General features: G+C 67.6%; 18 protein-coding genes. 11 read left to right on the top strand and 7 right to left on the bottom strand.

The annotated features are described in order from the left end of the window. Positions 1–85: 85 nt before the first annotated feature. Positions 86–1,069: a pirin family protein gene (locus tag DL519_RS01195; RefSeq protein WP_190812513.1), complete on the top strand. Its 984-nt coding sequence runs from the start codon at positions 86–88 to the stop codon at positions 1,067–1,069. Positions 1,070–1,400: 331 nt separating this feature from the next. Here DL519_RS01195 and DL519_RS01190 read toward each other — a convergent pair whose 3' ends face one another. Beyond that, a complete protein-coding gene (locus tag DL519_RS01190; protein WP_190812512.1) occupies positions 1,401–1,754 on the bottom strand; it encodes a GYD domain-containing protein in 354 nt (117 codons plus the stop codon). 244 nt (positions 1,755–1,998) lie between these two features. Beyond that, the gene (gene tnpC, locus DL519_RS01185) at positions 1,999–3,537 is read right to left on the bottom strand and encodes an IS66 family transposase (RefSeq protein WP_190812511.1); all 1,539 of its coding nucleotides are present in this window, start codon (positions 3,535–3,537) and stop codon (positions 1,999–2,001) included. Positions 3,538–4,086: 549 nt separating this feature from the next. Here tnpC and DL519_RS01180 point away from each other — a divergent pair. Next, complete coding sequence (locus tag DL519_RS01180) at positions 4,087–4,947, top strand: metallophosphoesterase family protein (RefSeq protein WP_223838318.1); 861 nt, start codon at positions 4,087–4,089, stop codon at positions 4,945–4,947. Further along, positions 4,944–5,594, top strand: a complete 651-nt coding sequence (locus DL519_RS01175; RefSeq protein WP_190812509.1) for a 4'-phosphopantetheinyl transferase family protein — start codon at positions 4,944–4,946, stop codon at positions 5,592–5,594. The genes DL519_RS01180 and DL519_RS01175 overlap by 4 nt, the downstream gene beginning before the upstream one ends. A gap of 79 nt (positions 5,595–5,673) precedes the next feature. On the opposite strand, the gene DL519_RS01170 is transcribed toward DL519_RS01175, so the two are convergent. The 3 genes from DL519_RS01170 to DL519_RS01160 are packed head-to-tail and all read right to left on the bottom strand — an operon-like array spanning position 5,674 to position 6,229. After that, positions 5,674–5,796 (bottom strand): LuxR C-terminal-related transcriptional regulator, encoded by a 123-nt coding sequence (locus DL519_RS01170; protein ID WP_263399547.1) that lies wholly within the window; start codon positions 5,794–5,796, stop codon positions 5,674–5,676. A 50-nt stretch (positions 5,797–5,846) separates the two neighbouring features. Beyond that, on the bottom strand, positions 5,847–6,005 hold the full coding sequence (locus tag DL519_RS01165) for a histidine kinase (RefSeq protein ID WP_223838317.1): 159 nt from the start codon (positions 6,003–6,005) through the stop codon (positions 5,847–5,849). Between the two features lie 17 nt (positions 6,006–6,022). Further along, complete coding sequence (locus DL519_RS01160) at positions 6,023–6,229, bottom strand: hypothetical protein (protein WP_190824590.1); 207 nt, start codon at positions 6,227–6,229, stop codon at positions 6,023–6,025. Between the two features lie 57 nt (positions 6,230–6,286). Here DL519_RS01160 and DL519_RS01155 point away from each other — a divergent pair, with 57 nt between their 5' ends. The 4 genes from DL519_RS01155 (at position 6,287) to DL519_RS01130 (ending at position 9,938) form a co-directional block, all read left to right on the top strand. Then, positions 6,287–6,550, top strand: coding sequence for a hypothetical protein (locus DL519_RS01155; protein WP_190812508.1), 264 nt, complete (start codon positions 6,287–6,289; stop codon positions 6,548–6,550). A 771-nt stretch (positions 6,551–7,321) separates the two neighbouring features. Then, positions 7,322–7,543: a hypothetical protein gene (locus DL519_RS01140; protein WP_190812507.1), complete on the top strand. Its 222-nt coding sequence runs from the start codon at positions 7,322–7,324 to the stop codon at positions 7,541–7,543. A gap of 106 nt (positions 7,544–7,649) precedes the next feature. Beyond that, the gene (locus tag DL519_RS01135) at positions 7,650–9,128 is read left to right on the top strand and encodes an NCS1 family nucleobase:cation symporter-1 (protein ID WP_190812506.1); all 1,479 of its coding nucleotides are present in this window, start codon (positions 7,650–7,652) and stop codon (positions 9,126–9,128) included. Between the two features lie 84 nt (positions 9,129–9,212). Next, positions 9,213–9,938: an aspartate/glutamate racemase family protein gene (locus tag DL519_RS01130; RefSeq protein WP_190812505.1), complete on the top strand. Its 726-nt coding sequence runs from the start codon at positions 9,213–9,215 to the stop codon at positions 9,936–9,938. A 64-nt stretch (positions 9,939–10,002) separates the two neighbouring features. Here the strand turns inward: DL519_RS01130 and DL519_RS01125 are convergent, their stop codons facing one another. Then, on the bottom strand, positions 10,003–10,689 hold the full coding sequence (locus tag DL519_RS01125) for a DUF899 family protein (RefSeq protein WP_190812504.1): 687 nt from the start codon (positions 10,687–10,689) through the stop codon (positions 10,003–10,005). A gap of 648 nt (positions 10,690–11,337) precedes the next feature. Between DL519_RS01125 and DL519_RS01120 the strand changes: the two genes are divergently transcribed. Genes DL519_RS01120 through DL519_RS01110 form a run of 3 tightly spaced genes read left to right on the top strand, consistent with a single transcriptional unit; the run spans position 11,338 to position 14,666 of the window. After that, positions 11,338–12,729, top strand: a complete 1,392-nt coding sequence (locus DL519_RS01120) for a family 2B encapsulin nanocompartment shell protein (RefSeq protein ID WP_263399546.1) — start codon at positions 11,338–11,340, stop codon at positions 12,727–12,729. Continuing rightward, complete coding sequence (locus DL519_RS01115) at positions 12,729–13,790, top strand: family 2 encapsulin nanocompartment cargo protein terpene cyclase (protein ID WP_190812503.1); 1,062 nt, start codon at positions 12,729–12,731, stop codon at positions 13,788–13,790. The genes DL519_RS01120 and DL519_RS01115 overlap by 1 nt, the downstream gene beginning before the upstream one ends. Positions 13,791–13,808: 18 nt before the next feature. Then, entirely contained in the window at positions 13,809–14,666 is an 858-nt protein-coding gene (locus tag DL519_RS01110) for a geranyl diphosphate 2-C-methyltransferase (RefSeq protein ID WP_190812502.1), read from the top strand. A 187-nt stretch (positions 14,667–14,853) separates the two neighbouring features. Here DL519_RS01110 and DL519_RS01105 read toward each other — a convergent pair whose 3' ends face one another. Further along, a complete protein-coding gene (locus tag DL519_RS01105) occupies positions 14,854–15,597 on the bottom strand; it encodes a LysR family transcriptional regulator substrate-binding protein (protein WP_190812501.1) in 744 nt (247 codons plus the stop codon). Between the two features lie 60 nt (positions 15,598–15,657). Here DL519_RS01105 and DL519_RS01100 point away from each other — a divergent pair, with 60 nt between their 5' ends. Further along, on the top strand, positions 15,658–16,050 hold the full coding sequence (locus DL519_RS01100) for a DUF5997 family protein (protein WP_190823672.1): 393 nt from the start codon (positions 15,658–15,660) through the stop codon (positions 16,048–16,050). Positions 16,051–16,158 lie beyond the last annotated feature (108 nt).

The raw sequence follows: 16,158 nt of genomic DNA, 5'->3' as shown, positions 1-16,158 counted from the left end.
CCTCCCCTTCGATCACGCCGCCATTATGCCCGCGGCCCCGGCGTATAAACGTCTACGTGAAACCGCAACAGGGGTGGAGGCTCCGATGAGCAACCTCGAAACCGCACCCGCCGAGCTGACCTGCGAGAACAGCGGCGAGACCCCAACCGTGCGCGGACGGGTTCTGGAGCCGCGGATGGTCCCCCTCGGCGGTCCACGTGCGATGACGGTGCGCCGCACGCTGCCGCAGCGGGCGCAGTCGCTGATCGGAGCCTGGTGCTTCGTCGACCACTACGGGCCCGACGAGGTCTCCTCGCCCGGCGGCATGCGCGTCGACGGACACCCGCACACCGGCTTGCAGACGGTGTCGTGGCTCTTCAGCGGCGAAATCGAGCACCGCGACACCGTCGGCAGCCACGCCTTCGTCCGGCCCGGCGAGCTGAACCTGATGACCGCGGGCTCCGGCATCGCCCACTCCGAGCACTCGACGCAGAACACGACGGTGCTGCACGGAGCGCAGCTGTGGGTGGCGCTGCCCGAACAGCACCGCTTCGTCGCCCCCGACTTCGAGAGCTACGCACCGCCGGCACTGGACGTGGACGGCGCCCGCGTGCTCGTCTTCCTGGGCGGCCTGCTCGGCCACACCTCTCCCGTGCAGACCTACACGCCGCTGCTCGGGGCGGAGATCACACTGCGCGCGGGCCAGTCGTTGCGGCTGGACGTCGCTACCGAGTTCGAGCACGGGGTGCTCGTCGACACTGGCGAGGTGACCGCCGCCGGTGCCGACGCGACCGAAGGGCAGCTCGTCTACCAGCAGACCGGTGCGGAACACCTGGACCTGGTGGCGGCGGACCGGGACGTGCGCGTCCTGCTGCTCGGCGGGCAACCGCTCGGCGAGCAGATCGTGATGTGGTGGAACTTCATCGGACGCAGCCACGAGGAGGTCGCCGCGTTCCGCGCGCAGTGGCAGCACGAACGCGAACACCAGGACAGCGACGAGAAGACCCAGTACGGGCCGTTCCCCGACCAGTGGCGCGAAACCCTGCCCGCCCCCGAACTCCCCAACGCCCGCCTCAAACTCCGCGGGTAGCCACGGGATTCGGGTGACGCGGGCAGGCGCGTCGCATGAGGAACAGTTCGAGAGTGTCGTCGCCTCGCCGTCGCGGTTCGAGGGCGTCCTCGCCTCGCCGTCGCGCGAACTCGTCGGTGGCGAGGGCCGCCTGACCCGCTCCGCCCGAGTTCCGGTACCCGGAACCACGAACACCGCGGTGAAAGCAGCGCCCCGCACCCCGGGGCCGTCACCTGTCGCGTGCTCCAAGGCTTGTCAACGGTTCACGGAAGCGGTCCGGATGTCGCCCGCCCACGCCTTCCCGCATCCGGGCCGCCAGAAGCTGGAGTCCTCGGTGCACCGACCTCCGGCGTCAGTCGCCCGGTGCTCGGTAGTCGAACTCCTTCGACACCGCCTCGTCCACCTCGGCAGGCGTCAGCAGGACTACCGTTCCCGTGCGTGCGCCGCCGGAGCCGCTGACCGCTAGGCCGAGCGACGCCGCCGAGGCGTTGTCCGGCAGGTCGACGACGACGTAGGTGTCGTAGTCGCCGAAGGCGAAGTAGAACGACTCGACCTCGCCACCAAGCTTGGCGACCGCGTTTCGCACCGCCTCCACCCGGGCCGTGCCGCCTTTCTTCTGCAGGCCCCTGACACCCTCGGCGGTGTAGGTCGCCCGCACCAGGTACTTGGACACTTCGATCACACCCTCGGTTGGTCCCTGCTTCATGGAAGGCCTGAACCGCACGGTCCGTCTCCAACGCGTGCGGAGAAAGAGTCCAAGGGCCTCGCACATCAGGTTGAATTCATTCAATACTGAAAATATTAATCAAAAGAAGAACATTGGGGCCGGGACTCGACGACGGGCCGCCCAATCCGTCAAGTAAACATTCAGTTGGATTGCCGTGAGTGGTCTGGGTGATGGCATGGCGTGATCGCCCGATGGGTTTGGTGCCGGTCGGGGTTGGCGCGGGTCAGGTTGGGGTGGGGTCCGGTGGCATCCAGGGGTGTCCGCGGATGGCCTCGCGGAGGGCTTCGATCATGTTGCGGCCGTGCTTGCTGGCGGTGGAGAGGTATCCGCGGATTCGGTAGCGGTCTTTGGTGCGTTTCTCGCTGGTCAGCCGCCCGGAGATGTTCTGTTGCACCTTGGCGGGCCGTAGGTCGCGTTCGGCTTGGTTGGAGGTGGGCGGAATCTTCAGGTCGTGGGCGAAGCGCAGCACGTCGGGCTCGCGGTCGCGCAGGACTTCCAGCAGTAGCCGGGCCTTGCGCTCACCGGGCCGGTTTCCGTGACCGGTGGTGTCGGACAGCCCGACCCGAACACCGTCCCGGAACCGCTTGATCAGCTCGTCTTTGATGGTCTGCTCGATCGCGTCCCGGCCGGTGGCGCGGGCGAGGTTGGCTTCGTGGATCAGCCCGCGCAGTGCGCCGGCGATCTGGGTGGGCCAGTGCGCATCGGGATAGACCTCGCCGGCACCATCGAGATCACGACCCAGGTGAGCGCAACACAGTTGGTGGGTCAGCTCGCCCAGTTCGGCGGAGTCGTAGTTTTGGTAGCGGTCGTGCACGATCACCGAGCCGGCAAGATCCTGGATCACGAACGCCTTGAACGTGGCGAGGTCCCGGTCACCGAGCAGGTAGTGGGTGAACAGTTCGGTGCAGGCGACCAGCAGGTACTTCTCGGCTTTCTTCTTGCCCGGTTTGGGTGTACGCGGCCCCACTCGCAGCGGGGTTTCGTCGCAGCAGACAGCGTAGGCCAGGGTGATCAGCGTGCGGATCCGCGTGTCGACCTCGGTCAACACGCCCGCAGCGCGGGTAAGCATGCCGTGCACGAAACCCACGCTGGGCGCGGCGCCGGTCAGCGATGCCAACAGCTCGACGCAGCGGTGTACGGGAATGAAGTGCACAACCATGAGATACACAGCGAAAGCCTGCAGGTTCGGGCCGTAGCCCACCGGCCCGGGACGGGCGCCTTCCGGGCGGGCAGCGGTGTGCACCCTGCCGCAGCCGCAGCGCACCGCGTGCTGGTCGTACTGGGTGATCTTCACCGACACCGGGGGGATCTCGTGCTGCTGGTAGCGATCCACCACCCCCAGATCCCGTGCCCCGGCCAGGTCAGTGCCGCACTCGCATACGCCCCGGGGAAACCGGTCCTTGTGATCTCCCGGGGAATCGGTCCAGGCCAGGTTCGCGCCCGGTGTCCCGGGCTGCTTGCCCTTCCGCTTCGACGCGCCGCCGCGTTTCGCCTTCGCCGGAGGCGGTGTCCTGCCCGGGCCGTCGTCTTTGGACGGAGCAGATGACGAATTCTTGCTGTTCCGGGACAGCACATGCTCCAGCTTCGCCAGTCTCTCGCCCAGCGTCTCGTTGACCTCCGCCAACTCGGCCATCTGCGTGGCCATCACTGTGATCTGCCGGTCTCGCACCGCAATCTGCTCGCTCAGCGCCGTGATCCGCGCGCCCTGCTCACCCACGAGCTCGATCAACTCGTCACGGGTCATCTCCTCGGGCACAGGCACCCCAGCATCACAGCAGTTCCGAACCAGAAGATCAGCCAGCGACACGCCGACACAGAAACCACACCAGTCCCAGCAGTCACAGACCGCTACGCCAGCACCGCTGGCACTACACACAGTGCACCGGCTGAATGTTTACTCCGTCAAGACCCAAACGCGCGACTCCGACCCCAACAACGTCCATTGAGGACGTTCAACGACGACATCGGGGCCGCCGCGCTTACCAGCCCGATCACCGACTCCTCGCCCGGGACGGCCGGGACCGGCTCGCCCGGGACCGCAATTTCCATTGAAATCGAACCTTCGATTTCAATGGAAATTGCGGAAATCCTCCACAGGGGACCCGGTAGATCCGCAGCAGGACCGATCCCAAGCGCCAGACGAACAGGCACGCACCAAGCTCGCCCGGTTCTTCACATCCCCAAACGGAAGAACTAGAGTCATCCCTCGACGAGAAGACACCTGGAGCCCAGATCTCAAGCTGCCATTTGCCTATCCTATGCGCTAGTTTCCCGCACAACCGAAGGATCACGTATGGAGTTGGCAGCACGGATGTCTGACGAAACCACCGGCCGGCTGCTCGCGGTGAGCGACCTGCACGTCGGGTACGCCGAGAACAAGTCCGTCGTGGACCGCCTCCGGCCGACGACGGACTCCGACTGGCTGATCGTGGCGGGCGACGTGGCCGAACGCGTCGCGGAGATCGAAGGCACCCTCGACCTGCTCAGCCAGCGGTTCGCCCAGGTCGTCTGGGTCCCCGGCAACCACGAGCTGTGGACCCACGAAAAAGACCGGGTCAAGGCCCGTGGTGAGGAGCGCTACCGCCTGCTGGTGGAGAGCTGCCGGAAGCTGGGCGTGCTGACCCCGGAGGACCCGTACCCGATCTGGCGCGGCATCGGCGGGCCGGTACGGATCGTGCCGCTCTTCCTGCTCTACGACTACACGTTCCGGCCGTCTGGCACGCGGAACAAGGACGAGGCCCTGCGCGTGGCTTACAACGCAGGAGTGGTGTGCAGCGACGAGTTCCTGCTGCACCCCGACCCGCACCCCAGCCGGGAAGCGTGGTGCCACGCCCGCATCACCGAGACCGAGGCCCGACTCACCGCGCTCGACGACGATCTGCCGACCGTGCTGGTCAACCACTACCCGCTGGTCCGGACGCCGACGGACGTGCTCTACCACCCGGAGTTCGCCCAGTGGTGCGGCACCGAGCGCACCGCCGACTGGCACTTGCGGTTCCGCGCCCGTTGCGTGGTGTACGGGCACCTGCACATCCCCCGGATAACACACCACGACGGAGTTCCGTTCCACGAGGTCTCCATCGGCTATCCCAGGGAATGGCGCCGGCACGGCCACCCGCACGGCCTGCTGCGGCAGGTCCTGTCCCCCGAGACCGCGGGGGTCGTGCGGTGATCGAGGAGATCCTGGCGCCCGGGGTGGTGACCGAGGAGACCTTCTCCGACGACAGCGCTTCCCCGCTGTTTCCCGAGGAGCTCGCGCTGGTGGCCAGAGCCGTGCCCAAGCGCCGCAACGAGTTCACCACCACGCGCGGGTGCGCGCGGAAGGCGCTGGGTTCGCTGGGGTTTCCACCGGCACCGCTGCTGACTGGCGAGCGCGGGGCACCGATCTGGCCCGACGGCGTCGTCGGCAGCATGACCCACTGCGACGGTTACCGGGCGGCCGTGGTGGCCCACCAGTCCGACTTCCTGGCCCTCGGCATCGATGCCGAACCCGCCGGACCGCTGCCCGACGGGGTCTTGGACGCCATAGCCCGCCCGGAAGAACTCGTCCGGCTCAAGGACCTCGCAGACACCTGGGAGGAGGTCTGCTGGGACAGAATCCTCTTCAGTGCCAAGGAATCCGTCTACAAGACCTGGTTCCCGGTGACGCAGCAATGGCTGGGGTTCGAGGACGCCTCGATCGACATCGACCCGGACACGGGCGCGTTCCGGGCCCGGTTGCTCGTGACGGCGGAGGCGTTCGGGCCGCGCGCCGAGTTCCACGGGCGCTGGATGCTCCGCGACGGACTCGTCCTCACCGCGATCTCCCGCCCTCGGTGAGGACCAGAACGCCGGCCTGGGGAATCGCGGCGGTGGGTGGTCGACCACCCACCGCCGCGATTCGCCCGACGCGGGGCAGCTACGACTCGATGAGCCCGGTTCGGATGGCGTAGCGGGTGAGTTCGAGGCGGTCCCGGAGCCCGGCCTTCTGCAACAGGTTGGCCCGGTGCCGCTCGACCGTCTTGGTGTTGATGACGAGCATGTCGGCGATTTCCCTCGACGAGTGACCTTCGGCGACGAGCTTGAGCTCCTTCAGGACACCGGCCGCAGCCGGCGGGCGATGCGGCGGCTCTCGTCCGGGCTGTCGCGGGTGCTTTCTTGGCCGTGGTGCAACGCGGTCGCGACGGGGTCGGGCGCTTGGTCTGCGACCCGCTTCAGTTCGAGCAGGTCCGCGGTCAGTGTTTGACCCACTTCGTCGTGGGAGTTTCCTACCGGAGGAGGTGCCGGATGGAGGCCGCTAGGACGAGGCCGCCCGCGACGAGGAGGGCGTGCCCGAGGACGAGTCCCGCCACGATCGCTGCGAGCGCGATGACCAGCACGAACCAATCGGCTGTTCGCCGGGGGATCTGCCCCGTGGGCTGCACCCCGGTCCGCCCCGCGGGGATTCCGGGCTGCTGTGGGCCGTTGGGCGCCATGGCTGCTCCTCTCCCGAGGAGCGCCCTGGATGCACGAAGGTCACGCAACGTGTCCTGGTGGATACGTTCAGAGGATATCCCTGGTCACCCGCCTGGCCGCCATCCGGGCCGACACCCATTTCCCGGGGCAGTGATCCTGCAGCCAGGACCGGGCAACGACGCGACGCACTGCTCGACGCGAGTAAGCCCACGAACGGACGGCGACCTCGAACCACCGACAAGCTGCGCTTCAACGCGGAAGAACACATGGCCGGGGTCATGGAGCTGGACGGCAAGGACACCATTCACGACCACCACCTGCTGCGGCGGTGCTCGGGGTGATATCGCCACGGGAAGACCCGCACCGAACAGCGCGGGCCAACGCCGACACCGCAAGGCGTCGGCTCACGACACGCTTTCACACGTTTCGTGAACGGTTTGCTTCCCAGCGTTGGGCCAGTTCGATGAACGCTTCGGCGGCCGCGCTGAGGTAGGCGTTCTCGCGGCGCAGGATGCTCACGGTGCGCGCGGGCAGATGCGGGGTCAGCGGGATCGTTCGCCAAGAGCTGGGATGAGCGCCGGCTGCCGATGCGCTACGAGCCCCACGAAGCCGCCGTCGACGTCCACAAGGAGTGGCAGCGGCGCAATGGCGGCCAGCGCCGCGTCCCCGGCGCCCCGACCGCGTGACCGAGTGACCGAGTGACCGCGGCGGAACCGTGTGCCTAGTTCCGGGCGAGCGGCGGATCGCGCGAGGCACTCGCGGCAACACCCGGCCGGTCCCCGACTTCACGGGGGCCGGCCGCCGAGACGGGACGATGATCCCCAGCACCCCGAGAACGACGGCCACGCCAAGATCGCCGAAATCCTCCGGAAAGAATCCCGAACGCCGGGTTGGGGCGAGCCTCCCGGCCTCGCCCCAACCCGGTCGGATGCACCATGGAGGGCGCTCACCGAGCAACTCGGCACTCGGCGTCCTCCTCTTGCAGAACCACCCCTTGACGGAGCCGATAAGGCAGCCTATCGTTTCCGTATCTTAAACGTATACTTCCATATTATGGAAACTATGCGAGTCGCTTTTCGGCAATGCTCGCTTCTGGTTCACTGGAGAACCCCATGCCGCGAACGAGCGCTGCACCACCGGCCGTGAAACAGCTCCAACCGGAGGGCTCGGCCACCGGCTCCCCGCGGATCGCGATCAGCCCGTTCCACGTCGCCCCCCAAGCGAATGGAAGGATGCCGGCCCGCCCCGGCGAGGACGCCAGCACCGTCGGATTCGAGGAACTCTCCAACGTCGTCGGCCACACCCCCGCCGCGATCACATCGTCCCTCGGCTAAGCGGCCGGACCGTTTGCCCGGCACCCGGATCCGACCGGCGCAGCGGGCACTCCCCACATCACAAGGAAGCCGACAGTTGCAGAGTGAAAGCTTGGGAGGCAGCCCGATGACTGCCACGGAGAAACAACCCGCTGTGGACGCCGCCGGAACCAGTTCCCGCCTGTACAGCTACGACCTCGCCCCGACGAAGAAGGAAGGGCGCCGCTGGGGCGCCTACAACGTCTTCACGCTCTGGGCCAACGATGTGCACAGCCTCGGGAACTACGCGTTCGCGATCGGCCTTTTCGCGCTGGGACTGAGCGCATGGGGAATCCTGCTGGCCTTCGCCCTGGCCTCGGTGTTCCTGTTCCTGCTGCTGACGCTGTCCGGCTACATGGGGCACAAGGCGGGCGTGCCGTTCCCCGTCATGAGCCGCATCGCCTTCGGAACGAAGGGCGCGCAGATCCCGGCCGCCGTTCGCGGTCTGGTCGCCATCGCCTGGTTCGGCATCCAGACCTACCTCGCGTCCGCCGTGCTGAACACCCTCCTGGTGGCCATGTTCCCCTCGCTGCAGGCGCTGGAGCAGACGCACGCGCTGGGGCTGTCGACGCTCGGCTGGATCACCTTCCTCTCGCTCTGGGTCATCCAGGTCCTGATCGTCAGCTACGGCATGCACGTGATCCGCAAGTACATGGCGGTCGCCGCGCCGACCACCCTCATCACGATGTGCGCGCTGGCGGTCTGGATGTTCATCCGCGCGGACGGCTCGATCTCCTGGTCCACGACGCACCCGCTCACCGGTGGCGCGATGTGGCTGCAGATTCTGCAGGGCGCCGCCCTCTGGGTGGTCATCTACGGGACGTTCGTGCTGAACTTCTGCGACTTCACGCGCTCGGCCAAGAGCCGCCAGTCGATCGTCCGCGGCAACCTGATCGGGATCCCGGTCAACATGCTCTTCTTCGCCGGCGTCGTCATCGTCCTCAGCGGCGCGCAGTTCAAGCTGGACGGGAAGATCATCACCAGCCCGACCGACATCGTCCAGACGATCCCCAACATGCTCCTGCTGGCGATCGCCTCGCTCTCGCTCATCGCCCTGACGATCGCGGTGAACCTGCTCGCCAACTTCGTGGCGCCGATCTACGTGCTCGTGAACCTCTTCCCGCAGCGCCTGAACTTCCGACGGGCAGCCCTCGTGAGCGCCATCATCGGCCTCGTCATCCTGCCCTGGAACCTCTACAACAGCCCGGTGGTGGTGAACTACTTCCTCGGCGGCCTCGGTGCGCTGCTCGGCCCGCTCTTCGGCGTCATCATGGCCGACTACTGGCTGCTGCGCAGGACCCGCGTGAACGTCCCGGACCTCTACACCGAGGACGAGAACGGCGACTACCACTACCGGCGCGGGTACAACCCCAAGGCCATCATGGCGTTCGTGCCGGCTGCCGCGATCGCCGTCATCATGGCTCTGACACCCATCTTCAGCGCTGTCGCCGGATTCTCGTGGTTCATCGGGGCGATCCTCGGAGCAGTCATCTACGCCGTGATCGGGGACCGCAAGCCAGACGCGGCCGACGTGGACGGCGAGGCGATCGCCGTCGCCGCCGAGTAAGACCGCCGGACCGGCCCGCGGTGGTCACCGCCGCGGGCCGGCCGGCACCCACACGAACCCTGGGCTTTCCAAGAGAGTTGAGCAATGCGCATTCTGGTCGTGAACGTCAACACCACCGCGTCCATCACCGAATCCATCGGCGAGCAGGCGGCCGGTGCGGCATCTCCCGGCACCGAGATCGTCCCGCTGACGCCGATCTTCGGTGCGGAATCCGTCGAGGGCAACTACGAGAGCTACCTCGCGGCGATCGCCGTCATGGAAACGGTCAAGGTCTACCCGGGACCGTTCGACGCCATCATCCAGGCCGGGTACGGCGAGCACGGCAGGGAAGGCCTGCAGGAGCTGTTCGACGTCCCGGTCGTCGACATCACCGAGGCGGCCGCGAGCACCGCCCAGTTCCTCGGCCGCACCTACTCGGTGGTGACGAGCCTGGACCGCACGGTCCCGCTGATCGAGGAACGGCTGCACGTCGCCGGCCTCAGCGCCCGGTGCGCGTCGGTCCGCGCCAGTGGCATGCCCGTGCTGGACCTTGAACGCGACCCGCAGGCCGCCGTGGACGCCATTGCCGAAGAAGCGGCCCGCGCGGTGCGGGACGACCGGGCCGAGGTCATCTGCCTGGGCTGCGGCGGCATGTCGGGACTCACCGAGCGCGTGGTCGAACGCACCGGGGTCCCGGTCGTCGACGGCGTGACCGCGGCCGTGACGATCGCGGAGTCCCTCGTGCGCCTGGGCCTGACCACCTCGAAGGTCCGCACCTACGCGCCCCCGCGCCCCAAGGCGATGACCAACTGGCCTCCGCCGGTGCGCTGATTTCCCATCAACGGCAACGCGCGGGTTCGTCGCTGCGCGGCGAGCTCCCGCACGGCCGCGACACTTACGGCAGGTAGTCGAGCGATGCGAACCACTCGCCCCGGCCCTTCGGAGTGAGGTCGAGGACGTGCCAGACCGGGCTGAGCAGGTCGATGCCTCGTTGGTCGATCTCTTCGGACATCCGCGGGTGCGTCGTGTAGACGTGGCGCACCGCGCCGCTGTCGTCGCGCGCGAAGACCGACACCGTCGAATCCTGGTTGCCTTCGGCGTCCTCACTGGCGAGGTTGTACTTGAACGCGCCCGAACCCGCGCTGAGCAGTCGCACGTTCGTCCACCCCCGGTTCCTGGCGTGTTGCCGCAGCGCGGGCAGGTCGGCCGCGGCGGCGACGGCGAAGTCGACGTTCTGCTCGAGGTGCTGGGCGACTCCGTTGAGCCCGTCGATCCACATCGTGCACATCGGGCACGGCCGGACCTGCTGCTTCCCGTACATGAGGTGGTAGATGACGAGGTCCCGACCGGGTGCGGTGAACAGTTCGCTCAGCCGCACCTTCCGGGTCGGGGTGTCACCGGCGTCGAGGTCCGCGGGTCCCTCCTCGAACGTGTAGTCGTCGACGACGGGGCCGAGCGGTAGTCCGCGCCGCAGCTCGGCGACCCGTTCGCGGTGGCGCATCAGCTCGACCTCGGCCTGGCGTAGGTCTTCGCGGGCTTGGAGGTACTCGGCGGACTCCGCGGCGAGGTTGGTGTGGCGCATTGCTACCTCCGTGGCTGCTTCGACCAGCGGCAGCCAGGCGGCCCCCCCGGCGTGCCCCTTGGACGGCCCAGTTCGTACCCGATGCGCTCCGGTGTGAAACCAACTGGCTCCCGGTGCCCGGGTCGCTCCAGCTTCCCGGAGGCACGACGACGGCCGACGCAATCGCTCACAACCCCGGAGCGCAGGCCGGTGACGAAGTCCGCGATCGCAGTGCGGAACTCCGCCCGGCACACCATCCAACTCGAGCAAGATGATCTGCAACACATCTGATCACGCAGCGGCAGATCACGCCGGCTGACCGGAAATCCCCTGCACGACATTAATTTCAGAATTCTCGAAATAAGAGCAGGGAACAAGCCGTCCAATTCGTTTCCGTGAACCATCACCGACCACATGCCGACCACCCTTTTAGCCGTATTGACGCGGGCAAACAGCCTCATAGACTCGTGCACCGGATCCAGTTCACATCCCAGAGCATCAGGTGAGGAACCACTTCACGACCGCGCAGTACGAAGCCACGCCAGCTGATCCGACTTCTCCTGCACAGCAACAGATCCAGAATTCGCGAAAAGAGAGCAAGAATTCGTCGTCGAGCGCGCCCGCAACCGGCAGGCGCCTCGACATGCACCCAATCCGGAGGTTCGTGACGTGTCGTCACCCGATGCCGAACCGTTCTTGTCCCTGCAAACCCAAGCGGCGCGGCTGCTCGCAACCACGACGAAGACGCCGCCGCAAATGCAGTCCATCAGCTCCCGGAACCTGCTCAAACGGCTCCCGTGGATCACCGTCTCCAGCGGCACGTACCGGGTGAACCGGCGCTTGCAGATCAAGGTCGGCCGAGGTCGCGTGTCCTTCCTCCAGGAAGGCGCCGACGTCCGCATCATCCCGCACACGCTCACGGAGCTCTCCGCGCTGCGGGGCTACCGCGACACCGGCGTCCTGGAACGCCTCGCGGGCTTGTTCACGGTCCGCCAGGTCACGCCGGGAGAGGTGCTGGCGGAAGAAGGCCAGCCGGTCCGGGAAGTGTTCGTCGTCGCGCACGGCCGGGTCGAGCGCCTCGCGACCGGCGAGTACGGCACCGTCGACCGCCTCGGGGTGATCACCGACGGGGACCAGGTCGGTGACGAAGCCGTCGGCGTCGAAGAACCCATGTGGTCGGCGACGCTGCGGTGCTCCACCGCGGGCACGATCATGGTCCTGAACTGGGACTCCCTGCTCGAACTCCTCGACGGCGAGGAGGGCCTGCGCACGCACTTGGAGGGCTTCGCCCGGCGTCGCGCGCTGCCGCAGAACCGCAGGGGCGAAGCCGAAATCGCGCTCTCCGCGGGCCACGAAGGCGAAGCGCTGGTCCCGGGGACCTTCGTCGACTACGAGCTTTCGCCGCGCGAATACGAGCTGTCGCTGACCCAGACGATCCTGCGGATCCACACCCGCGTCGCCGACCTCTACAACGACCCGATGAACCAGGTCGAGGAACAGGTCCGGCTCACGGTGGAGGAGATCCGCGAGACCCAGGAGCGCGAGCTGCTGCACAACCCGGATTTCGGGCTGCTGCACAACACCGCCTACGACCAGCGCATCTCCACCCGCACCGGCCCGCCGACACCCGACGACATGGACGACCTGCTGTCGATGCGCCGGTCGACGGACGCGTTCTTCGCGCACCCGAAGGCGATCACGGGGTTCCTGCGGGAGTGCAACCGGCGCGGGCTGGCGGTGGATGCGACCACGCTCGAAGACGGGTCGAAGGCCCTGTCCTGGCGCGGCGTCCCGGTCTTCCCGCTGGGCAAGATCGGCATCAGCGACCACAACACCACAGCGATCATCGCCATGCGGCGCGGTGAAGACCGGCAGGGCGTCGTGGGCCTGCGGCCGGCCGCGCTGCCGGATGAAACGCAGCCCGGTTTGAACGTCCGTTTCATGGGCATCAGCGACCAGGCCATCCTGCGCTACCTGGTGACCGCTTACTACAGCGTCGCTGCCCTGGTCCCGGATGCGGTCGGGCTGCTGGAGCACGTGGAAATCGGCCGGGAGTCCTGATGATCGAACTCGTCGAGCACGAAGCCCTCGTCCCCTTCCAGCAACCGCACACCGGGGGCGTCCAGGGAACGAGCGCGTGCGTTGCACCGGGACGGCAGCGGAAGACGGCCGTCCTGCACTGTCCGCCGCCACCACCCGAACGCCCAGAGATCGCGGCGGAGATCAACCACCGCTCCGTCGCGTGGCTCATCGAGGTCGGCCTGGGCAGCGAGGAGAACATCGCCGGCGTCCACAAGCACGATCCGGGACGTGGCATCACGTTGTGCCACCCGGGAAGCGAGGACGTCGAGCGCATGACGGCCGCGGCGAAGATGATCGTGGCCGAAACGGCGGTGGACGACTACTTCTGCGAAACCAACAGCCGCCGCGATGCCAACGACCAGTCGATCGGGCCGAACCTCTCGCTGACGCAGTCCGCGATCGACGCGCCGCGCCTGACCCCCACCTACCAGGCGTTGTGGGAAAAGCGCCGCGACAACCACCCGGTGCTGCGCGCCCAGCACAAGGCGTTCGACGACCTCAAGCAGATCAGCAGCCCGGCGCAGGCCCAACGCGTCCGCCACGACATCGCCCAGCTCTACCTGGGCTACAACGCCGAGAACGGGTGGCGCACGATCAACCGGCTGCCGCCCGTCTGGCAGTACCTCGCCAACCGGCAGATGAACTCGTTCCGCCCCTGCCTCGACCTCACCGACGTCCTCGACGGCTACGAAATCCCGGCGGAGCTGTTCACCCACCCCCTGGTGCAGGACTGCATCGCGCGGGCATCGCTGATCGCCACCCTCTACAACGACCTGGCCGGCTGCGAGCGGGAGATCCGCGATCACGGCCTGCCATTCAACCTGCCGGCCGTGATCGCCGCGGAAGAGCACATCCCGCTCGACGAGGCGTTCATCAAGTCCTGCGACATCCACAACGAGCTGATCCGTGCGTTCGAGGAGGACACCGAGCGCGCCGCGGCCGCGCTCCCGGACCCGGCAGTCGCCCGCTACCTGACCGGACTGTGGTCATGGCTCGCGGGAAGCCGCCACTGGCACTTCACCACCGCACGGCACACCTGACGAAGGGAAGCACCGACGATGACCGAGACGACCTACCGGACCACCCCCGCCGCCAGCGTTTACCAAGGCAGCATCGCGAACTACTGGAACCAGGAGGCCAACCCGGTCAACCTCGAACTCGGCGAGGTCAGCGGCTACTTCCACCACCACTACGGCATCGGCGAGCCCGACTGGTCGGTCACCGAAGGCGACCCCGGAACCATCCGCGAACGCCTCACCCGGGAACTGCACCGCCTGGAAGGCCAGCAAGCCGAATTCCTGCTGGACCACCTGGGGAAGGTCTCGCCGGGGCAGCGGATCATGGACGCCGGGTGCGGACGCGGCGGCTCCAGTTTCCTGGCCCACGAACGGTTCGGCTGCGCGGTGGACGGCATCTCGATCTCGCGCAAGCAGGTCGACTTCGCAAATGCCCAAGCGCGGCAACGCGAAGTCGCCGACAAGGTCGCGTTCCACCAGCTGAACATGCTCGACACCGGGTTTGAAACCGGCAGCATGCAGGCGATCTGGAACAACGAGTCCACGATGTACACCGACCTGAACGACCTCTTCGCCGAGCACTCCCGGCTGCTGGCGCGCGGCGGTCGGTACGTGACGATCACCGGCTGCTACAACGACGTCTACGGCCTGCCGTCCCGCGCGGTCTCCACGATCAACGCGCACTACATCTGCGACATCCACCCCCGCTCCGGCTACTTCCGCGCGATGACCGCGAACCGGCTGGTGCCCACCGCCGTGGTGGACCTGACCGAGGCGACCCTGCCCTACTGGCGGCTGCGCGCCCAATCACCCCTGGTGACGGGGATCGAGGAGGCGTTCATCGAGGCGTACGAGAACGGCAGCTTCCAGTACATGCTCATCGCCGCCGACCGCGTGTAACCCGACGCCGCCTGCTGTGCCGTTCGCCGGCCGTGAGTCTTCTGGGTTGCCATAAGACTCACGGCCGGCGGGGTCACTGGTACCGCTCGCTAAGGTCGCGCACGCTGCCGAGGCTGGCGGCGTCGTTCATCCCGGGCGCGGTGCTGGCCATGGACGGCGGACTGACGATCCGCAGCGCCTGACGCCCCTACGAGCGGCGGCGGGGTTTCCCGCGCTTGCCGCCCTTGGGAGCGCCGGAACGCCGGTTCCCGCCGGTCGGCTTGCGGGGGGCAGGGTTCTTCGCGTCGCCAGCGGGACGCTTGGACTTCGGCGGGGCCGGCGGGCGCCCGCGCGTGCTGTTGACCGTTCGCCCGCGGACGATTCCGATGAACTGCTCCATCAAGTCGGTGGTCTCGTCTTCCAGCCACGCCAGCGCGACGCTCGACTGCGGGACGTCCGCGAGCGGCCGGTAGGTGAGGTCCTTGCGGTGGTGCAGGCGGGCGAGCGACTGCGGGACGACGAGCAGCCCCACGCCGGCCGCCACCAGTTCGATGGCAGCCGCGGTCGTTGCCGGGCGCTCGATCGCCGGCCGCCCGGGCGGCTGTTCCCAGTCGAGGGTGTCGTCGAGCGGGTGCAGCACGATGTCGTCGGCCAGGTCGTCGGGCGACACCTCTTCGGCCGCGGCCACGACGTGGTCCTTCGGGACCACGACCACCGTCGTCTCGGTGTAGAGGGGGATCGCGTGCAGCCCCGTCCGGTCCGTCGGGAACCGGAGGAGGACCGCGTCGGCGTCGCGGTCGCGCACCACGCCAGCGGCTTCGGCGGCGGGCACCTGGACGAGGTTCAGCGGAACCTCTGGCGATCGTTCGTCCCAGATCCGCGCCCACTTGCCGGGTGTCACCCCCGGGATGTACGCGAGCGTGAACGACGGAGATCCGTCTGAGGCTGTCACGAGGCCAGATTACCGGGCGTGACCGCAGGCAGCGCACGCGCAGTCGATACCCTTGAGGGCATGACGTCGCAGAAGACCTCCCAGACGATGAAGCCCACGACCGCGGCGAGGAAGCTGAACGTGTACCTCGAAGCCACCCCCGCGGAGTTCCAGGAGGGTGTCGTCTCGCGCGACGAGTTGAACGCCCTGCAGGCCGACCCGCCGGAGTGGCTGCGGGAACTGCGCCGCAACGGCCCGCACCCGCGGCAGGTCGTCGCGGCGAAGCTGCGCATCTCCATCGGCGGTCTCACACGTGGCGGCATCACCGACCCGCTCACCACTGAGCAGATCGAAGCGCTGAAGACTGAAGACCCGGAGTGGCTCCAGCAGGAACGTGCCACTCAGGCCGACGTCCGGAAGGAAGCGGTACGCATTAAGGAAAACAAGGCGGCCCGCCGCCCCCGTTCCTGGTAGCAGCACCAGACCCGCTCAACGCGGCGCGTCGGCGAGCAGGTCCCGGCGCGCCAGCTGGCCTACCCGATCTGATCCTGCCACCGAAGCATCGCCAGCATTCCGCACAAA

Origin of the sequence: Saccharopolyspora pogona, assembly GCF_014697215.1 — a bacterium.
GTDB classification, from domain to species: domain Bacteria; phylum Actinomycetota; class Actinomycetes; order Mycobacteriales; family Pseudonocardiaceae; genus Saccharopolyspora; species Saccharopolyspora hattusasensis.
The sequence above is the reverse complement of the archived record's forward strand: the minus strand, read 5'-3'. Positions and strand labels throughout refer to the sequence as shown.